This window comes from Stagnihabitans sp. (genome assembly GCF_964946895.1).
Genome location: NZ_CBBQHX010000007.1, coordinates 117,068 through 134,625, shown reverse-complemented (window position 1 = coordinate 134,625; position 17,558 = coordinate 117,068). Strand labels below are relative to the sequence as shown.

Sequence of the window (17,558 nt, the reverse complement as noted above, 5' to 3'; positions counted from 1 at the left end):
ACACCTTCGTGAATCGAGTGCACCGCCATGCTATTCCGCCGTCAGACCCGCAAGACCCCTCGTGTCCTGGCTGTCGCCTCAGGCGGCGGCCATTGGGTGCAACTTCTGAGGCTGCGCCCGGCGTTTGCCGGGGCTGACGTGCAGTATGCCACGGTCGATGCCACGGCAGCGATGACGGTGCATCCCTGCCCGGTGCACGTCTATCCCGACGCCAACAAGGACACCAAGATCAGGCTGGCGCTGGCGGCGCTGCGGCTGCTGGTGATCGTGGTGAAGGTCCGCCCGGATGTTGTCGTCTCAACCGGGGCGGCGGGCGGATATTTTGCCATACGGTTTGCCCGGATGCTGGGAGCCCGCACGCTGTTCGTCGATTCCATCGCCAATGCCCGACAGTTGTCCGTGACGGCACGTATGTGTCAGGGTGTGGCCGACAAAGTAGTCTCGCAGTGGCCTATGGTCGCCCGGCAAAGCGGCGCTGAATTCTGGGGATCGGTGCTGTGATGGTCTTCGCAACCGTTGGCACCCAATTGCCATTTGATCGCCTGCTGGGCGCTTTGGACGCGTGGGCCGCCGCCCATCCCAAGGTCGTGGTCAAGGCGCAAACCGGTCGCACCGACAGGCAATTCGCCCATCTGGACTGCGCCGAGAGCCTTGGCCACAACGCGTTTGATCAGGCGTTCAAGACGGCCCGGGTGATTGTGGCCCATGCAGGGATGGGCAGCATCCTGTCGGCCACTGAACTGGGCAAGCCCATCATCTTGATGCCGCGCCGCGCCGCACTTGGCGAGCATCGCAATAACCACCAGCAGGACACCGCCGCGGAAATGGCAACCTTGCCCAATGTGACGGTCGTTCAGAACGAAACCGATCTGGCCTCGGCGCTGGACCGCCTTCTGGAACAACCGGCGCAGACGCAGGCGGGCTCTGCCGTAGCCTCGCCTCAGTTGATTGCAAACCTGAAGAATTTCATCTTTGCCACTGCTCCGCAGGAGACCCGCACATGACGCCGCTTGCCACTGTCCTGATCCCTGCCTGGAACGAAGCCAACGTGATCGCCCCCTTGTTGACCCGACTGTCCCGGGTCAGCGCCGAGGGGCTTCTGCGGGTGATTGTGATTGCCAATGCCTGCACCGATCACACGGCAGAGGTGGCCCGCAGGGCAATCCCCACTGCGCTGGTTCTGGAAACGCCCGAAGGCGGCAAAGCCAATGCGATGAACCTTGGTTACAGATCCGCGGTGCCCGGGCAACCGGTGGTCTGTCTGGATGCCGATCTGGTGGTGACTGCGGGCGAGATTCTGGATCTGATCGCCCCTTTGCGCAACGGTGCTGCGCATGCATCCTGCGGTCAGATGGTGCCTGATGTGGGTGGGTCTTCCTGGGCCGTGCGGGCGTTCTATGAGGCTTGGGCGCTGAACCCCTACTTTGCCAAGGGCAAGTTCGGCGGGATGTTCGCGCTTTCGGCGCAGGGAGCGGCGCGGATATTCCCCTTGCCCCGTGTGACCGCCGACGATGAATGGGTGCGGCGCGCCTTCGCCCCGGCCGAGCGGGCCTATGTTCCCAGCAGCCGCTTCTTTGCCCGCGCCCCGAAGGATCTGGCCACACTGATCCGCCTGCGCCGTCGCTCGCTTCGGGGGGCGCGGGCTGTTCGGGCGGTCGTGGGGCAGACCTCGTCGGAAAACAGCGTGGCCATGATGCTGTCGCAAGCCCTTCGACGCCCGCTGCTGTGGCCAGGGATGGTGATCTACATCGGCGTGATGACGCTTGTGCGCTGGCAATTGACGCGCGAAAGCCCTGCGGCACAAACCGCTTGGGAGCGTGATACCGGAAACCGCACCTCGGAGGCGCGCCTCAAATGACGGCATTTGGTTCCGCTTTGGCTGGCCCCAGCTTTTCGGATGCCGCCGATTTTGACCCCTTCGTTCCCGCCCCCGCTCAGCTTCCGGTCGAACAGAACCCGATGAGTTCAGTTGTTCGCGCGATGCGGGGACGTTGGAAACATGTGGCGATGGGGGCTGCCGTCCTTGGCCCGCTTTTGGGAAGCCTCGGCTACATCAGCGGCGCCCAGCTTTACGAAAGTCAGGCCATTGTGCGGGTCTATCCGCAAGAGGCCAGCGTGCTGTATCGAACCGGCGACGATTCGGTGCTCAAGACCTTTGACACCTATGTGAAGGCCGAGACGAGCTACATCGGCTCACCGCCGATCATGGATCGCGCGACGCTTTCCCTTCAGACGCAATACCCTGCCGAAACCGGCAAGATGACCTCGGCGGAACTTGGCGGTTCGATCGACATCAAGCGTGCCGACAGCCTGATCACCCTGACGACAAGGTCGAAAAGCGCGACCTTCGCCGCCCAAAAGCTGCAAGCCGTCGCAGAGGCCTATCTGGCGTTGCATGCCGAAACCGAAGCCACGAGCAGCGCCGTGCGTCTGAGCGAACTGCAGGCCCGCGAAAAGCAACTTGTCGCGCGTCAGGCGGACAACGAAGCCAAGATGCTGGAAGTCGGCGGCGAATACGGTGTCGATTCGCTCAGCAAGGCCCATGCCGACAAAGTTGCCAAGATTGACGAGATCGCGGCCCGAAAGGACGAGGTTGAGGGCACGCTGGCCTCCATGAAAGCCAAGGCCGGGGCATCCTCGGCGGATATGGCCAATCAGGACATTCTGCGCTCCACCCTGCTGGACCGTGCTTTGGCCGATCTGAACTTTGAGCGCGCCAAGCGTGAAGCCGAACTGTCCACGCTTAAAGACCGCTATCCGGAAACCTCCTCGCAGGTGCAAGACAAGATGAAAGAACTGGCCGTCATCGACCAATCGATGACGGATCGGCGCGAACAGATCAAGGTTCTGGGCCAGACCGGCGCGTTGACCGATACGACCGCAGCCAATGCCACCCAAAGTGTTGCCGAAATTCAGGCCCTGTTGGACAAGGTGACCACCCAACTGGAAACAGCCAAGTCCGAAGCGCGGGATCTGAATAACCGCATGATACAGCTGGACGCGCTGCGCACCGAAGCCGACAATGTGGCGAAACTGCTGGAAGAAACCCGGCAGGGCATCGAAGTGATCACGGTCGAGACGGGAAAAGCCCTGCCGGGTTATTCGGTCCTGATGTCACCGCCAGCTGTGCCGGACAAGCCAGCAGCCGACAACACCAAGGTGCGCTCTGCGGCCGGTCTGGGCGCTGGCGTGTTCCTCTCGCTGGCATTCAGCCTTGTGAGGGGTCTGATCAGCAGGCGGCTCCATTATTCGGACAATCTAAAGCGCTTTTCCCACCTGGCACCAATCAAGACCATCGCTCCCCGCGGAAAGGGCGAAAAGGCGCAGGCTGACCGTCTGCGCAATGCCTTGCAACTGCATCCCTTGCGCGTGCCGCCCTTGCAGGATGCCACCAGGGTCATCGCGGTCACCCGCATGGACCGGGGGACGCCCGTCGACCTCGCCCTGTCGCTGGCCGTCAGCTTCAGCGAGGCGCGCAGTCGCACCTTGTTGATCGATGCCGACGCCAAGGCCGGCTCTTTGACCGAGACTTTGGGCCACCACGAATCGCCGGGTTGGCGTGATGCCCTGGAGGGCAAGGATTGCACCGTAGTTCCCTATGGGACGTCGGGCTATCTGGATATCCTGCCCGTCGGCCGCAAAAGCGGTATGGCCGATACCGAAATCGGGGTGGGTCGGGTCCGCTCGGCGCTGGCGGGCATCAAAGGACCCTACGAGCTTGTCATTCTGCTATGCGGCTCACTCTCGGAAAGTGTTTCGACCGAATTGCTGCTTTCGGTGTCGGATCTTGCCGTTGCAGAGGTACGACCGAAGGATCGGAAAGCCAGCATCGCAGGCCAGATCGGCAAATTGGACAGTCTGCCCCGGCAAGGCGGCGTCCTGACCTTTCAGGACGCCAATCCGGATGATCCCGGTCTCTAGACCCAAAGACCCAGTGGATCATCGAAAACGCCATCACCAGAGCCGGTGATGGTGTTTTGATTTTGAACCCACCAACGGGATTTGATTAGGCTTTTCAACTTTCTACCGGGTGAGTCGCGACGCTTCAGCCCGAATTGTTCAAGGGCTCCCTACGGAGTGACAGGGGGTATTATCCTTTGGGGTAGGGGCGGTCTCAAGCGGAAGGGCGTTCTGTCCCTTTGCTAGGAAGTTTTGGATAAACTTAAGATTTATATCGTCCCTGACGCGAAATGACCCGGCATCGCCGAAGAAGGACGAAAACCAAATGCACACCTTGCAACACGCTTTCCAAAACACCCCCGCCTCGGCGGCGCATTCGGTTCAACCCTGGAAACGACCACTTGATCTGACTCTTGGGCTGATCATCCTTGCATTGCTGGCGCCTGTGTTCGTGATCATCGCGGCTTTGGTGAAGTTCACCTCGGCTGGTCCGGTGATGTTCGTGCAAACGCGGATCGGCAAGAATGGGGCACCTTTTGCCATCTACAAATTCCGTTCGATGTACATGGATGCCGAAACCCGCCGCGCCGCACTTCTGGCCACCTCTGACCGCCAAGGCATTTGCTTCAAGGCAAAGAACGATCCCCGCATCACTCCGGTTGGCCGCTGGTTGCGCCGGCTTTCGCTGGATGAGCTGCCGCAGGTCTTCAACGTTCTGAAGGGTGACATGTCGCTGGTTGGCCCGCGTCCCGCCTTGCCTTCGGAAGTTGCCGCCTACCCGGCCCGCGCCTTGCAACGTCTGTCGGTCCTGCCGGGCATCACCGGCCTGTGGCAAGTGTCGGGCCGGGCTGAAATCGGGTTCGACGAGATGGTTGAACTGGACATTCAATATGCCCGCAATGGCAGTTTGCTGGCAGACCTGATCATCCTGCTGCGGACCTTCGAGGCCGTCTTCACCGGCCGTGGCGCTTACTGATCCCGCCAGGACCCCCGCGCCATGCGCATCACACCGGGGCACGGCCCGGGGACGGCCTTGGTCATCACGCCTGAAAGAACACAAATGCACATCCTGCTCGCCGACGATCACGAACTTGTGCGCGACGCCCTTGCCAACTTCATCAAGAAGGTGACCGGCTTTGAGGTGCTTGGGGTTCACGATTTACCCGCGGCGCTGAATGCAGTCGGGATCAATGGCCCGTTTGATCTGGTCCTGCTGGACTTCCAGATGCCAGGGATGGCCGGACTGCAAGGCCTGTCAGAAATGGTCGCAAGACAGGGTGACAAGCCGGTCGCGATGATTTCGGGGAACATGCCCCCTTCGATGGTCGAACAAGCCTTTCAGGTTGGGGCCTCGGGTTTCTTGCCCAAGACGATGGGCACAAAATTGTTGATTGAAGCATTGCGCCTGATCCTCGCCGGAGAGAAATATGCGCCGCCGCATTTTATATTGGGAACAAAGATCAAGCAGCCGTCGTTAGCTTTACCGACTCTGTCGCAACGCGAGACTGTTGTGCTGCGTCACGTCTGCCGCGGGATGACCAATCTGGAAATCGCGGCATCGCTTGGGGTTCACGAGACGACCGTCAAAGTCCACGTCAAGTCAATCTGCGTTAAAGTAAACGCCCGCAACCGAACCCAGGCGACAATGATCGCCAGAGATGCCGGGTTCCAGTAAGGCATACCCCAAGCATAGCGGGCTCATCCGCGTATTGCTTTTGGCGGATATCCAGATAAGACGCATATTGGTGACAGCCGGCGATCATCCATGTTGGCTTGGCTTGCTGTTATCCCTTTGTCGGCTGTAGGGTCGCAGTGTTATATAGTTCGTATGCAGCGTGCTGGCCGAAAGAGGTGTTCGTGAGAATTTTGCTTGTCGATGATCAGGAACTTGTACGGGACACAATTGCAGCGTTCTTGCGCCAGGAAGACGGCGTAGAAGTTTCTGTCGCTTCGGATTTCCCCTCCTCGGTTGAGGTGGTGCGCAAGAGTGGGCCGTTTGATCTGGTCTTGCTGGATTACATGATGCCGGGCATGAACGGGCTGGCCGGGCTGGCTGCGATGAAGAAATTGCAGGGTGCCAAACCAGTTGCCATCCTGTCGGGTACGGCACCGCGCAGCGTGGCGGAACAGGCCCTGTCAGAAGGCGCCGCAGGTTTTCTGCCCAAGACAATGTCGACCCGGTCCTTGATTGCCGCCGTGCGTTTTATGGCTGCCGGTGAGGTTTATGCCCCGATCAGCATGATGTCACCGCAGGATCAGCAGCAGATCACCGTCGCAGGCGCAACACTGACCCCGCGCGAACTGGATGTTCTGAAGCGGCTGTGCCGGGGGCTGGCGAACAAGGAAATCGCGCGCGAGCTGGACTTGCAGGAAGTGACCGTGAAACTGCACATCAAGACGCTTTACCGCAAGATTGACGCCAAGAATCGCACCCATGCGGCCATGATTGCCAAGGAAGCCGGGATCTTCTAACGCCCATCTATCCGAACGGATAGTTATACCCGAAAGGGTAGGTTCCACCCCCAATGAACCAGCGACGTAAACGCTTCCGGATGGTAATTTGGGTGAGATTTGGTTCGCGAACGGAGGTTTGGCACATGCTCCAAGTTTTGAAGAAATTTCCGATGGCGCTTGCTTGCGCGACGCTGGTTTTGACGGCTTCTTTGGCCATGGCCGATGACTTCGCAGCGCCCAAGGGCGATGTTCTGTTGACGGCGTCCGGCACCATCGCGAAGACAAATGCGGGTGGGATGCTCAAGCTGGATGAGGCGCAACTGGCCGCTTTGCCGCAACACAGCTTCACCACGTCAACCACCTGGACCGATGGTACGCCGACCTTTCAGGGCGTGCTTTTGAAAGACTACATTGCAGCGGTGGGCGCCACCGGAACCACGATCAAGCTGACAGCGCTGAACGACTACCAGATCTCCATGCCGATGGCGGACGTCAAGGATGATGGCCCGATGTTGGCCTATCTGATGGACGGAAAGCCCATGTCCCTGCGCGACAAGGGCCCGGTTTGGCTGGTCTATCCCTACGACGCCAATGCTGATTATCGGACCGAGGTGGCCTATGCCCGCTCGATCTGGCAACTGGACCGCATCGAATTCGGAGAGTGATCCGCCCAAGCGGAGCGAATGACATGGCCAAGAGCACACCTCGTTTGGCCGCTTTGGCACGGGCTTTGCAGCCTGCGATCATGGTTTTCGCTGCCGCCGCTGTTGCGGTCGTTCTGGTGCTGGGGGTTCGCCTGCGCAGTGAATTGCAGGCGTTTCAGGAAGAGCCCGTGGATAATATCCACTGGAACGTCACGCAGCTTGAACTCGACGCCGTCCGCTTCGAAAGCGAAGCGGAATTGGCGCAGGCTGAGCCCAACCTGCCGCTGACCGAATTGCGCAAGCGTTTTGACCTGTTCTACAGCCGGGCCCAGTCTGCCATCAAAGGCAAGATGTTCGTTCAGCTTGGGCTGCAGGATGTCGTGAACCCGATGAATGTCCGACTGGAGGATTTCCTCTCGGACATAACCCCGCTGATTGACTCCAGCGACGCGGACCTGCGGGCGGCCTTGCCAAGCATTGCGCAGAAGGCCACGTCCCTGCGCGAAGACTTGCGCGACATGTCCGTGAAGATCGTGGACAAATACGCAGCGCTGGCCGACCTGCGCCGGTCGGCCTTTACCGCCTTGGTGCAGCAGGTGGCCTGGGCTGCGGGAATCGTTCTGATCGCGCTGATCCTGATGAATGCGCTGGTGCTGTGGCTGAACCGGCTTGCGGAACGCCGCGCGGCTGAGACGGCACGATTGTCGTCGCGCCTGGCAGCGACCGTCGGCACCTCACTCGACGCAATCATTGTTGCCGGGATGGATGGCCGCATCATCGCCTTCAACGAGGCCGCCTCTCAGCAGTTCGGCTACACAAGGGAAGAAGCCCTGGGGGCATCACTTTCGGATCTGATCATTCCGCCCGGCGCCCGTGGAAGTCACGAGGCTGGCATGGCGCGCATGAAGCGCTATGGCAGTTTTCGGGTCGTGAACTCGGGCCGGTTTGAAATGATCGCCATGCGCAAAGGCGGAGCAGAATTCCCGATCGAACTTGCGATCGCCAGCCACAACACCGACGATGGGCTGATCTTCATCGCATTCCTGCGGGATATCTCAGGCCGGGTGGCGGCGGAACGGTCGCTGCTGACGGCACGCGATGAAGCGCTGGCGGCAGAGCAGGCCAAAACGAACTTCATGGCCGTGATGAGCCACGAAATGCGCACCCCGTTGAACGGGGTGATGGCGGCGCTGGAGATTGCCAGCGGGATGGCGGTAGACGAAAAACAGAAGCGCTTCCTTGATCTGGCTGAATCTTCGGCACGGCAACTGCTGCGCCATGCCAACGACGTGCTCGACATTTCGAAGATTGAAGCGGGCCAGATGCATCTGACGCTGGAAGATTTCGACATGGTCGAAATGTTGCAGAACTTTGTCGTGACGCTGGGCCATATGGCTGGCGTCAACGGAACCACACTGACGCTGCACGCCTTGACGCCCTTGCCAAGGCTGCACGGCGACGCCTTCCGCATTGGCCAAATCATCCAGAACTTTCTGTCGAATGCCATCAAATTCACGGATGAAGGCGAGATCTCGGTGGAGGTCGAAGAACAGGAACGCCTCGGCTCGACCTCTGTCATCGAAGTGCGGGTGACCGACAGCGGGATTGGAATTGCTGAAGCCGATCAAGAGCGGGTCTTTGATGACTTTGTTATGGTGGACCCCTCCTATGGCCGCACGGGTGCCGGCACCGGACTGGGCCTCGCGATTTCGCGCCGACTGGCCCACGCCATGGGTGGAGAGGTCGGCGTTGAAAGCGAACTTGGCGAAGGCAGTTGTTTCTGGATGCGCCTGCCGCTGACCATCGCGGAGGATCAGACCGCCGCGGCCTTTGCCAAGACCGGCAAGGACGATCAGCTGACAAACTTTGACGTGCTTGTCGTTGAAGACAACCCGACGAACCGCATCGTGCTGGAAGAAATGCTGTTGCAACTGGGGCACCGCGTCACGCTTGCCGATGATGGCGGCAAAGGCATGGAACTGGCGCGCGCCCACCATTTCGACGTGATCCTGATGGACATCTCGATGCCGCTGATGGACGGGCTTACCGCCACATCCTTGATCCGGATGGAAGGCCAGTCCACCAAAAGCCGGATCGTCGCCGTCACGGCACACTCGTTGCCAGCCGATTTGCAACGGTTCAAGGAAGCCGGCATGGATGGCTGCCTGACCAAGCCGATCACCGTCCGAGACCTGCGGGCGGCACTGGTCGCAGAGCCGGAGGGGCCGCAACTTCCGCCGGCGACGCCATCGGATGCGGTGAGTATCGAACGGCTGGAGGACCTGCGCGACGGGCTTGGCGCTGCGGGTCTGGCCCGGATGATTGCCCGCTACACCTCCGATTTTGCGGACCTGCAGACGCGGCTGCAAGTCGCTTGCACACCAGAAGGATCGCCAAAGCTGATTGCAGTTTGCCATGAGGGGGCCGGGGCATCGGCGATGGTGGGCACCGTCGCCCTGCATCGCCATTTTGCCAAAGCTGAAAACCTGTGCCGCGAAGGGAATATCGCCGCCGCAACCGCGCTTGTCAGCGAAAAAACCGCCGCGCTTTGGGCCGAGGCAGAGGCAGCGCTGAACGCCTACACCTCAAACCAAGCACGATAGGCGGAACTCCTGCATCAGCTAGGCTGGGGCGCAGAATGCGTCCCGAAGGGCGGCAACGACCTTGCCGATTTCTGGCCGCGCAATCGAGTACAGCACACTTTTTCCCTGCCGCTCTGTCCTGACCAGCCCCTCGGCGCGCAGCCGCATCAACTGCTGCGAGACCGCCGGTTGCGAGGCACCGGTCGCCACGATCAACTCGCCCACGCTGCAGGATCGGTCAATCAGATGGCAAAGGATTTCCAATCGGCCCTCATGGCCCAGCACTTTCAGAAAGGCGACCGCACGAGGCAGGGCCTCATGTTGTCCATTTTGCGCAAAACTGCTGGGTACCGGCGCGGTCATCTTGCCATTTCCCGTATGAAACCCGCCCTGAGAATACGCTGATATGCAGAGATGTAAATGTGACTTGGGGTCAGACCAGTCGCATCGGGCCATCGGGCACCGGCATTCCCCCGGCCACGGCGCCCCAAACTGACTGGTCGAAGTTCACAATGGCCCCGGTCATCAGACCCGCATCACTGGAGACCAGAAAGTTCACGGCCCGCGCTGCCTCTTCGGGATCAACCAGCCGGCCGAAAGGCAGCTTTTCGCCTGCCTTGGCCTCCCAATCCGGATCACCAGACTGGGCCACCTGTATTTCGCGCTCGTGATCGGACGCCATCCAGCCGACGTTCAACTGATTGACACGAATCCGATTGGCCATGACCGAAAAGGCGGTATTGGCGGTCAGCGTGGTCAAGGCGCCTTTTGACGCACAGTAAGCGTTGATGAACGGCTGGCCCGACAGCGCCGAAATCGAGCCGATGTTACAGATAGCGCCCTCGGTGCCCTCGCGGATCATCAGTTTGATCGCCTCCTGCATCAGGAAATAGGGACCGCGAACATTAGTGTTGAAGATGCGGTCGAACTGCTCTGGCGAGGTGTCTAGGATTGTGCCGCGATCGGTGGAGGCACCAGCATTCACCAGCACGTCCAGACGGCCAAACATTCGGTCCGTCTCGGCAATGGCATGGCGGCAGTCGTCAACCCGCGCAAAATCGGCCCGGATGAAGCGTGCCTCAACACCGAAATCGGCAGTCAGCGCCTTGGAAACTGCCTCGCCACGGCGCAGGTTGCGCCCTGTCACCACAACCCCGGCGGCTCCGGCGGCAGCAAGACGGCGCGCGATGGCCATGCCCAGACCCTGCGTCGCCCCGGTCACAATGCAGACTTTGCCATCCATCCGGTTCATGTCGCACAACCTCTTCTTCCTGCCAGCCAACCCTAGACCGCCCCGGGCGGCATTGCCAGATAGACCGGACAGATGACGAATAACCCTCATGGCGGGCGCGGGACTGCTTGACAGAAGGGTCCCTTCGCCTGTTCCCAATGCGGCATGAAAAGGGGGCTATCATGACCAAACCAAAACTTCGCATCGGCCTGATCGGCACCGGCTTCATGGGCAAGGCCCACGCCTTTGGCTTCGCCAGCGCCCCACGGGTGTTCGACCTGCCCTATGATCTGGAATTGGTCACGGTGGCCGATGTGACCGAAGAAAGCGCCGCGCGCGCCGCCCGGGCCTTCGGCTTTGCAGGCCATACGACGGACTGGCGCGACATCATCGCGGATACGTCGATTGACGTGGTCTCGATCACGGCACCGAATGCGCTTCACAAGGTGATGTCGCTGGAGGCGATTGCAGCGGGCAAGCACGTCTATTGCGAAAAGCCGTTGGCCCCCCTGGCCAGTGACGCCTTGGAAATGGCGCTGGCCGCCGAGGCCGCCGCCGTGAAAACGCAAGTCGGCTTCAACTACCTGTGCAACCCAATGTTCAGCCTGGCGCGTGAGATGATCGCCGCCGGAGAACTGGGCGAGATTCGCGGGTACCGTGGGCTGCACACCGAAGACTATATGGTTGACGAAAACGGCCCCTTCACCTTCCGCCACGATCCGGCAGGCGGTGGCGCGCTGGCAGACATCGGTTCTCATGCCTTGGCCACGGCAGAGTTTCTGGTCGGCCCGATCACCTGTGTCATGGGCGATTGTGTCACCGTTATTGCCGAACGGCCCGACGGCAAGGGCGGCCGCAAAGCGGTGGAGGTTGATGACTTGGGCCGCGCCTTCCTGCGGTTTGAGAACGGGGCATCCGGGTCGATTGAAGGCAACTGGATTTCGACCGGGCGCAAGATGCAGCATGATTTTGAGATTTATGGCTCGAAGGGCGCGCTGTCGTTCAGTCAGGAACACTTCAACGAATTGCACTATTTCTCGACCGCAGACGCCAAGGGCCGGCAAGGCTTCCGCCGGATCGAGGCTGGCCCAGACCATACACCCTATGGTCTGTTCTGCGTCGCCGCTGGCCATCAGATCGGTTTCAACGACCTGAAAGCCATTGAGGTCGCAGGTTACGTCAACGCCATCGCCGGAGCGCCCGAACCCTTCAACTTCCGCAAAGGCCTGCGGATTCAGTCGCTGGTCGAGGCGATCCAACGTTCCTCGACCGAAGGTCGTTGGCTGCAGGTCTAGACACTGCTGTCCCGGATCAGCAGGTCGGGGAGGATTTCAATCCGGGCGGGCGTTGTTTGGCGGCCGTCCAGCACATCCAGAATCAGTTGGGCCGTCCGGCTGCCGATCTGGCGCGGGAAGGGATTGATTGTCGACAGGGCCGGAACAGAGACGCTTCCAATCTCATAATCCCCAAACCCCGCCAAGCTGATCTGCCCCGGTACCGCAACACCGCGCCGTTGGCATTCGCTCAAAGCCCCGAAGGCGGACAGGTCAGAAACGCAGATCACCGCTTCGGTATCAGGCAGGGTGGCCAGAAGCCGCGCCATGGCATCCGCGCCCTCACGCATCGAAATTGGCGGCGGACCCGCTGCGATCAGGCGATCTGCCGGCAAACCATTTGCCTGCATGGCGGTGATGAACCCAAGCCTTCGATCTGCGCCCCGGGTATCCTGCCCCACGTCACCACCCAGAAAGGCAATCCGCGTCAGGCCTTTGGCGACAAAATGATCCACCATGCCCCGAACTGCCGCCGCGTTGGAAAAGCCTACGACATGACCAATCGGCGCTTCAGGCAGATCCCACGTCTCCACCACGGGCACACCTGCTGCCGACAACAGCCGCCGGCATCGGTCACTATGCTTGCCCCCGGTGATCACAATCGCCTCGGGCCTGCGTCGAAGGAACTGTTCCACAAGCCGTTCTTCCTCGGCCATGTCGTAGTCGGTGGAGCCAAGCAGGATCTGCAAGCCGCGGTCCTTGAGACCGTCCGTCAACCCGCGCACGGTGTCGGCGAAGTTTGCATTGTTGATCGACGGTACCGTCACCGCCACAAAATCGCTTTTCTGCGACCGCAAATTGGAGGCGGTGGAGTCGAAGACGTAGCCCAACTCCTCCGCCACGGCCAAGATCGCCTCACGACGTGCCGCACTGACTGAGGCATCGCTTTTGAACGCCCGGCTGACCGTCATCGGCGAAACCCCCGCCACCCGTGCCACATCAGCCATCGTCGGAGGCTTTCTGGCCGTCATAGAACCACTTTCTGCAGGATCTCATCCAAGATCTGATCCAGTGTCTGGTCGATTGAAATGGCCATCGCTTCATCCGGCCCCGGCGGTTCCAGGGCAGCGAATTGGCTGTCAAGCAGGGCCAACGGCATGTAGTGACCTTGGCGCTGTGCCATGCGGGCCGCGATCAGATCGCGACTGCCCACCAGGTGGACAAACGTTACCGCTCCGGCAGCACGGATCCGGTCGCGGTAGATCCGCTTCAAGGCTGAACAGCCGACGATGACCGGCGCCTCGTCGGCCAGAACCCCTGCAACGCTGTCAAGCCAAGGCCTGCGATCCGCATCCGTCAGGGGAATGCCCGCGCGCATCTTGGTGACATTCTGGGGCGGGTGCAGATCATCACCGTCCCGGTAGGGAACGCCCAAGCGCGCAGACAGCCCCTCGCCTACCGAGGATTTCCCGCAGCCCGAGACGCCCATGATGACCACCCGCAGCGTCATAGCGACGCGGTAATCCCGCCATCGACGTACAAGATATGCCCATTGACGAAGGTCGCAGCATCCGACGACAGAAAGATCGCAGCGCCCACCAACTCCTCGACATTGCCCCAGCGTCCCGCGGGCGTCCGCTTTTCCAACCACGCCGAAAACGTCGGATCCGCGACCAGAGCCGCGTTCAAAGGCGTGTCAAAATAGCCAGGTGCTATGGCGTTGCAGTTCAGCCCATACTTCGCCCAGTCTGTCGCCATGCCCTTGGTCAGGTTCCCGACCGCGCCCTTGGTTGCCGTATAGGGGGCAATCGAAGGCCGCGCCAAGGCAGTCTGGACCGAAGCGATATTGATGATCTTGCCCTGCTTGCGGCCGATCATGTGCCGCGCCACCGCTTGACCAACATGGAACACGCTGGCGATATTGGTCTGCAGCAAGCGCTCGAACGCTTCGGGCGGAAAGTCCTCCAAGGGGGAGCGGTGCTGCATCCCGGCATTGTTGATCAGAATATCGATCGGACCGACTTGGGCTTCAAACGCGTCAACCGCAGCGCGAACCTCGTCATGTTTGGTCGCATCAAAGGCCAAAGTGTGGGCGCCGGCAATCAGCGCTGCGGCGTCTGCCAACTTGCTGCGATCTCTGCCGTTCAGAACGACACCGGCCCCCGCCGCCGCCAGCCCCTTGGCCAGAGCAAAGCCGATGCCTTGCGATGACCCGGTCACCAGCGCACGCTTTCCGGTAAGATCGAACAGCTTGATGCTCATTGCACCCTCCTATTGGCTCTCGACAGCCGATGTGTCCTCGGTTTATGTTATCGATAACAACGCCTGTCAAGCGGCCTGACCGAGGGAATGAGATGACAAAACCGCACGTGCTGCAACTGGGGTCTTATCCGGAGTGGGATCAGACCCCGCTTGAGGCCGCTTTCATGATGCAGCCCTACTTCAGCGCTTCGGATAAAGCGGCCTTTTTGGCAGCTGTCGGGCCAGGGATACGCGCCATCGCCACAAATGGCGGTGTCGGGGCATCGGCCGCCATCATCGCGGCATGCCCGAAACTGGAAGTGATCAGCATCTATGGCGTCGGCTATGACTCGGTTGACCTACCGGCCTGCAAGGCGCGTGGCATCCGGGTCACCAACACGCCCGATGTCTTGACGGACGACTGTGCCGATCTGGCAGTGGGGATGGTCATTGCCCTCGCCCGCGGCATCGTCAAGGCCGAGGCCTTCGCACGGACCGACTGGACGAAGGGCAACTTCCCGCTTCAGCGGCGCGTAACGGGCTTGAAGGCCGGGATCCTTGGCTTGGGCCGTATTGGTGTCGAAGTTGCCAAGCGGCTGGAGGGCTTCGGGATGGACATTGCCTATTCCGCCCGTAGCGCCAAGGACGTGCCCTACACCTACATTGCCGATCCCGAGGCGCTGGCCGCGCGGTCGGATGTGCTGATTGTCACCGCGCTTGCCAATGCCGAAACGCGCCACATTGTAAGCGCAAAGGTCCTTGCCGCACTTGGCCCTCAAGGTTTGCTGGTCAACATCTCCCGTGCGTCCAATATTGACGAAACCGCCTTGCTGGAGGCCTTGGAAGCGGGCCGTCTCGGCGGCGCAGCTCTGGATGTCTTCGAGGGCGAGCCCCATCTGAACCCCCGCTTCCTCGCCTTGTCCAATGTCCTGCTGCAACCTCACCATGCTTCCGGCACAGTCGAGACGCGCAAGGCGATGGGACAGTTGATGCGGGACAACCTGACGGCTCATTTCGCAGGAAAACCCCTGCTGACCCCGGTGATCTGACATGAAAAGCATCGTCATCCACGCCGCACACGACCTTCGCATCGAAGACCACGCCCCGGAAACCCCCGGTCCCGGCCAACTTGGCCTGCGTCTCGCCACCGGAGGTGTTTGCGGATCGGACCTGCACTATTACAACCACGGCGGCTTCGGCACCGTGCGGCTCAAGGAGCCGATGATCCTCGGCCACGAGGTCTCGGCATATGTCGATGCCATCGGCGCCGGGGTCACCGGCTTCACCCAAGGCCAACTCGTCGCCGTCTCCCCCAGCCGCCCCTGTCGCGCCTGCCGTTATTGCCTGGAGGGCCTGCCAAATCAGTGCCTGAACATGCGGTTTTACGGCTCAGCCATGCCCTTCCCGCACATCCAGGGCGCCTTCCGGGAATACCTTGTGGCAGATGCCAGCCAGTGTGTCGACGCCACCGGACTTTCTGCAGGTGAGGCCGCCATGGGCGAACCCCTTGCCGTCACCCTGCACGCCACCACCCGCGCTGGCGGAATGCTGGGCAAGAAGGTCCTCATCACCGGTTGCGGCCCGATCGGCGTGCTGTCCATCCTCGCCGCGCGCCGAGCTGGGGCCGCCGAAATCGTCGCTGTTGATTTGTCCGATTTCACCCTGTCGCTCGCCGCCAAGGTTGGCGCCGACCGCGTGATCAATACGGCGAAACAGCCGGATGCCTTGGCGCATTACAGCGCCGACAAAGGCCATTTCGATGTCCTTTACGAATGCTCCGGTGCAGCGCCGGCCCTCGCCGCCGGCATCGCGGCGCTCCGTCCGCGCGGGGTGATCCTGCAACTCGGCCTCGGTGGCGACATGACCGTGCCCGTCCAGGCCATCACGGCCAAAGAACTGGAACTCCGCGGGTCCTTCCGCTTCCACCCCGAATTCGCGGTGGGCGTCAGGCTGATGCAACAGTGCCTGATCGACGTCAAACCCCTGATCACCCACACCATCCCCCTCTCTGCCGCCGAGGACGCCTTCAAACTCGCGTCCGACCGCAGTCAGGCCATGAAAGCGCAAATCGCCTTTTCCTGATTTCATGTGTTCATAAATATCCCACAGGGTGTCCGGGGGACGCGAAGTCCCCCGGCGGCTGGCCAAGGGGCCTATCCCGTCTCGCCGGGCACCAACCGCGTTGCAATCACCGTCACGTCCTGCACCGGTTCGCCCTTGAGCCGTGCGACCAGGGCCTCGGCCGCCAATTTGCCGATCAGGGTCGTCGGCACCACGGTCGTCGTGAGCCGCTTTGGCAGAACCGAGGCCGCCTCCATTCCGCCCCAGCCGACGATGCCCAAATCCTCCGGCACCCGTATGCTGCGGCTCTGGCAATAGGCCAAACCGCCGATCGCCATCTCGTCATTGTGGAAATAGACCACGTCCAGGTCCGGACGGCGCGTCAGCAGTGTTTCCAGCCCGTAGTAGCCCGCGTAGAAGCCCGGACTGTCCAGCAGCACCTCCCGGTCCACCAAAGTAAACCCGGCCCTGGCCAGTGCAGCCGAAAATCCCTCCATCCGCGCCTGTCCCATGACATCGGCCCGTGACGAGGCCCCGACATATCCGGCTCTGCGTCTGCCTTTTCGCACGAGAAACTGCCCGATCTCCACCCCGCAATCATAATGCGAAAAGCCCACTGACATGTCGATCGGAGAGGTCGTCAGGTCCCAGATCTCTACCACCGGCATGCCCGCATTCTGCAGCAGTTCCACCGCGCCCGACGTATGGCTGCGGCCGGACAGGATCACCCCCGCCGGCCGCCACGACACCACTTGCCGCAGCCATGCCTCTTCCTCTTGCGGTTGGTGATTGTTGCATCCGATCATTACCTGATAACCCAGCCGAGTGAGCGCGCGGTCAACGCCGTCCAGCACATGGCCAAACAGGCCAGACGTCAGGCGGGGCACGCAAATCCCGACCAAAGTGCTCGCCTGAACCGAGTTGAAGGCCGCCGCCAGCCGGTTGGGCACATATCCCATCCGATCCGCTGCCGCGATGACCCTGTCCCGTGTCTCATCCGAAAAGCCCTGACCGCCGCGCAGCACCCGGCTGACGGTCATCTTCGACACGCCGGTGACCTTGGCAATGTCCTCCAGATTGGCCTTGCCCTTGCGTTCCATCCTGCCCCCTGCGACAGAATTGTTATCGATAACTTTTCTTCTTGACAACCCGGTCGAGTCGGGGCCACCTT

Annotated in this window: 18 protein-coding genes; 12 read left to right on the top strand and 6 right to left on the bottom strand. The window is 61.2% G+C overall.

The genetic code is table 11. The features are described 5' to 3' along the window. Positions 1-27 precede the first annotated feature (27 nt). The 9 genes from AC1Y2B_RS06795 (at position 28) to AC1Y2B_RS06755 (ending at position 9,601) form a co-directional block, all read left to right on the top strand. On the top strand, positions 28-501 hold the full coding sequence (locus AC1Y2B_RS06795) for a UDP-N-acetylglucosamine--LPS N-acetylglucosamine transferase (protein WP_482252309.1): 474 nt from the start codon (positions 28-30) through the stop codon (positions 499-501). Next, positions 501-1,004, top strand: a complete 504-nt coding sequence (locus AC1Y2B_RS06790) for a glycosyltransferase (protein WP_482252308.1) — start codon at positions 501-503, stop codon at positions 1,002-1,004. Before AC1Y2B_RS06795 ends, AC1Y2B_RS06790 begins: the two co-directional genes overlap by 1 nt. After that, positions 1,001-1,858, top strand: coding sequence for a glycosyltransferase family 2 protein (locus tag AC1Y2B_RS06785; RefSeq protein ID WP_482252307.1), 858 nt, complete (start codon positions 1,001-1,003; stop codon positions 1,856-1,858). Before AC1Y2B_RS06790 ends, AC1Y2B_RS06785 begins: the two co-directional genes overlap by 4 nt. After that, a complete protein-coding gene (locus AC1Y2B_RS06780; RefSeq protein WP_482252306.1) occupies positions 1,855-3,921 on the top strand; it encodes a GumC family protein in 2,067 nt (688 codons plus the stop codon). The genes AC1Y2B_RS06785 and AC1Y2B_RS06780 overlap by 4 nt, the downstream gene beginning before the upstream one ends. 304 nt (positions 3,922-4,225) lie before the next feature. Beyond that, complete coding sequence (locus AC1Y2B_RS06775) at positions 4,226-4,876, top strand: sugar transferase (protein ID WP_482252305.1); 651 nt, start codon at positions 4,226-4,228, stop codon at positions 4,874-4,876. 21 nt (positions 4,877-4,897) lie between these two features. Next, the gene (locus AC1Y2B_RS06770) at positions 4,898-5,575 is read left to right on the top strand and encodes a response regulator transcription factor (protein ID WP_482252304.1); all 678 of its coding nucleotides are present in this window, start codon (positions 4,898-4,900) and stop codon (positions 5,573-5,575) included. 182 nt (positions 5,576-5,757) lie between these two features. Beyond that, complete coding sequence (locus AC1Y2B_RS06765) at positions 5,758-6,372, top strand: response regulator (RefSeq protein ID WP_482252303.1); 615 nt, start codon at positions 5,758-5,760, stop codon at positions 6,370-6,372. A 152-nt stretch (positions 6,373-6,524) separates the two neighbouring features. After that, positions 6,525-7,019, top strand: a complete 495-nt coding sequence (locus tag AC1Y2B_RS06760) for a putative pterin-binding protein (RefSeq protein ID WP_482252302.1) — start codon at positions 6,525-6,527, stop codon at positions 7,017-7,019. Positions 7,020-7,042: 23 nt separating this feature from the next. Then, on the top strand, positions 7,043-9,601 hold the full coding sequence (locus AC1Y2B_RS06755; RefSeq protein ID WP_482252301.1) for a PAS domain-containing hybrid sensor histidine kinase/response regulator: 2,559 nt from the start codon (positions 7,043-7,045) through the stop codon (positions 9,599-9,601). Positions 9,602-9,619: 18 nt separating this feature from the next. Here the strand turns inward: AC1Y2B_RS06755 and AC1Y2B_RS06750 are convergent, their stop codons facing one another. Both AC1Y2B_RS06750 and AC1Y2B_RS06745 read right to left on the bottom strand, forming a co-directional pair. Continuing rightward, entirely contained in the window at positions 9,620-9,943 is a 324-nt protein-coding gene (locus AC1Y2B_RS06750; RefSeq protein ID WP_482252300.1) for an ArsR/SmtB family transcription factor, read from the bottom strand. Positions 9,944-10,013: 70 nt separating this feature from the next. After that, positions 10,014-10,832 carry an SDR family oxidoreductase gene (locus tag AC1Y2B_RS06745; protein WP_482252299.1) on the bottom strand — a complete coding sequence of 273 codons (819 nt, stop codon included), beginning with the start codon at positions 10,830-10,832 and terminating at the stop codon, positions 10,014-10,016. Positions 10,833-10,993: 161 nt separating this feature from the next. On the opposite strand from AC1Y2B_RS06745, the gene AC1Y2B_RS06740 reads away from it, so the two are divergent. Further along, complete coding sequence (locus AC1Y2B_RS06740; RefSeq protein ID WP_482252298.1) at positions 10,994-12,106, top strand: Gfo/Idh/MocA family protein; 1,113 nt, start codon at positions 10,994-10,996, stop codon at positions 12,104-12,106. Here the strand turns inward: AC1Y2B_RS06740 and AC1Y2B_RS06735 are convergent. From AC1Y2B_RS06735 to AC1Y2B_RS06725, 3 genes are read right to left on the bottom strand one after another with little or no spacing between them, the layout of a single operon-like run. After that, positions 12,103-13,116: a LacI family DNA-binding transcriptional regulator gene (locus AC1Y2B_RS06735; RefSeq protein ID WP_482252297.1), complete on the bottom strand. Its 1,014-nt coding sequence runs from the start codon at positions 13,114-13,116 to the stop codon at positions 12,103-12,105. The two genes, AC1Y2B_RS06740 and AC1Y2B_RS06735, sit on opposite strands and share 4 nt — an antisense overlap. Further along, positions 13,113-13,595 (bottom strand): gluconokinase, encoded by a 483-nt coding sequence (locus AC1Y2B_RS06730; RefSeq protein ID WP_482252296.1) that lies wholly within the window; start codon positions 13,593-13,595, stop codon positions 13,113-13,115. Before AC1Y2B_RS06730 ends, AC1Y2B_RS06735 begins: the two co-directional genes overlap by 4 nt. Further along, the gene (locus AC1Y2B_RS06725) at positions 13,592-14,347 is read right to left on the bottom strand and encodes an SDR family oxidoreductase (RefSeq protein WP_482252295.1); all 756 of its coding nucleotides are present in this window, start codon (positions 14,345-14,347) and stop codon (positions 13,592-13,594) included. The genes AC1Y2B_RS06730 and AC1Y2B_RS06725 overlap by 4 nt, the downstream gene beginning before the upstream one ends. 92 nt (positions 14,348-14,439) lie before the next feature. Here AC1Y2B_RS06725 and AC1Y2B_RS06720 point away from each other — a divergent pair, with 92 nt between their 5' ends. Next, positions 14,440-15,375 carry a 2-hydroxyacid dehydrogenase gene (locus AC1Y2B_RS06720; RefSeq protein WP_482252294.1) on the top strand — a complete coding sequence of 312 codons (936 nt, stop codon included), beginning with the start codon at positions 14,440-14,442 and terminating at the stop codon, positions 15,373-15,375. A 1-nt stretch (position 15,376) separates the two neighbouring features. Next, positions 15,377-16,408, top strand: a complete 1,032-nt coding sequence (locus tag AC1Y2B_RS06715; RefSeq protein WP_482252293.1) for an L-idonate 5-dehydrogenase — start codon at positions 15,377-15,379, stop codon at positions 16,406-16,408. Between the two features lie 71 nt (positions 16,409-16,479). Here the strand turns inward: AC1Y2B_RS06715 and AC1Y2B_RS06710 are convergent, their stop codons facing one another. After that, positions 16,480-17,487: a LacI family DNA-binding transcriptional regulator gene (locus tag AC1Y2B_RS06710; protein WP_482252292.1), complete on the bottom strand. Its 1,008-nt coding sequence runs from the start codon at positions 17,485-17,487 to the stop codon at positions 16,480-16,482. Positions 17,488-17,558 lie beyond the last annotated feature (71 nt).

What these genes read in the sequence shown, in the direction of transcription:
- AC1Y2B_RS06795 (WP_482252309.1), top strand. Translation starts at nt 28, where the DNA reads ATGCTATTCCGCCGTCAGACCCGCAAGACCCCTCGTGTCCTGGCTGTC.
- AC1Y2B_RS06790 (WP_482252308.1), top strand. Translation starts at nt 501, where the DNA reads ATGGTCTTCGCAACCGTTGGCACCCAATTGCCATTTGATCGCCTGCTG.
- AC1Y2B_RS06785 (WP_482252307.1), top strand. Translation starts at nt 1,001, where the DNA reads ATGACGCCGCTTGCCACTGTCCTGATCCCTGCCTGGAACGAAGCCAAC.
- AC1Y2B_RS06780 (WP_482252306.1), top strand. Translation starts at nt 1,855, where the DNA reads ATGACGGCATTTGGTTCCGCTTTGGCTGGCCCCAGCTTTTCGGATGCC.
- AC1Y2B_RS06775 (WP_482252305.1), top strand. Translation starts at nt 4,226, where the DNA reads ATGCACACCTTGCAACACGCTTTCCAAAACACCCCCGCCTCGGCGGCG.
- AC1Y2B_RS06770 (WP_482252304.1), top strand. Translation starts at nt 4,898, where the DNA reads ATGCGCATCACACCGGGGCACGGCCCGGGGACGGCCTTGGTCATCACG.
- AC1Y2B_RS06760 (WP_482252302.1), top strand. Translation starts at nt 6,525, where the DNA reads ATGGCGCTTGCTTGCGCGACGCTGGTTTTGACGGCTTCTTTGGCCATG.
- AC1Y2B_RS06755 (WP_482252301.1), top strand. Translation starts at nt 7,043, where the DNA reads ATGGCCAAGAGCACACCTCGTTTGGCCGCTTTGGCACGGGCTTTGCAG.
- AC1Y2B_RS06750 (WP_482252300.1), bottom strand. Translation starts at nt 9,943, where the DNA reads ATGACCGCGCCGGTACCCAGCAGTTTTGCGCAAAATGGACAACATGAG.
- AC1Y2B_RS06745 (WP_482252299.1), bottom strand. Translation starts at nt 10,832, where the DNA reads ATGAACCGGATGGATGGCAAAGTCTGCATTGTGACCGGGGCGACGCAG.
- AC1Y2B_RS06740 (WP_482252298.1), top strand. Translation starts at nt 10,994, where the DNA reads ATGACCAAACCAAAACTTCGCATCGGCCTGATCGGCACCGGCTTCATG.
- AC1Y2B_RS06735 (WP_482252297.1), bottom strand. Translation starts at nt 13,116, where the DNA reads ATGACGGCCAGAAAGCCTCCGACGATGGCTGATGTGGCACGGGTGGCG.
- AC1Y2B_RS06730 (WP_482252296.1), bottom strand. Translation starts at nt 13,595, where the DNA reads ATGACGCTGCGGGTGGTCATCATGGGCGTCTCGGGCTGCGGGAAATCC.
- AC1Y2B_RS06725 (WP_482252295.1), bottom strand. Translation starts at nt 14,347, where the DNA reads ATGAGCATCAAGCTGTTCGATCTTACCGGAAAGCGTGCGCTGGTGACC.
- AC1Y2B_RS06720 (WP_482252294.1), top strand. Translation starts at nt 14,440, where the DNA reads ATGACAAAACCGCACGTGCTGCAACTGGGGTCTTATCCGGAGTGGGAT.
- AC1Y2B_RS06715 (WP_482252293.1), top strand. Translation starts at nt 15,377, where the DNA reads ATGAAAAGCATCGTCATCCACGCCGCACACGACCTTCGCATCGAAGAC.
- AC1Y2B_RS06710 (WP_482252292.1), bottom strand. Translation starts at nt 17,487, where the DNA reads ATGGAACGCAAGGGCAAGGCCAATCTGGAGGACATTGCCAAGGTCACC.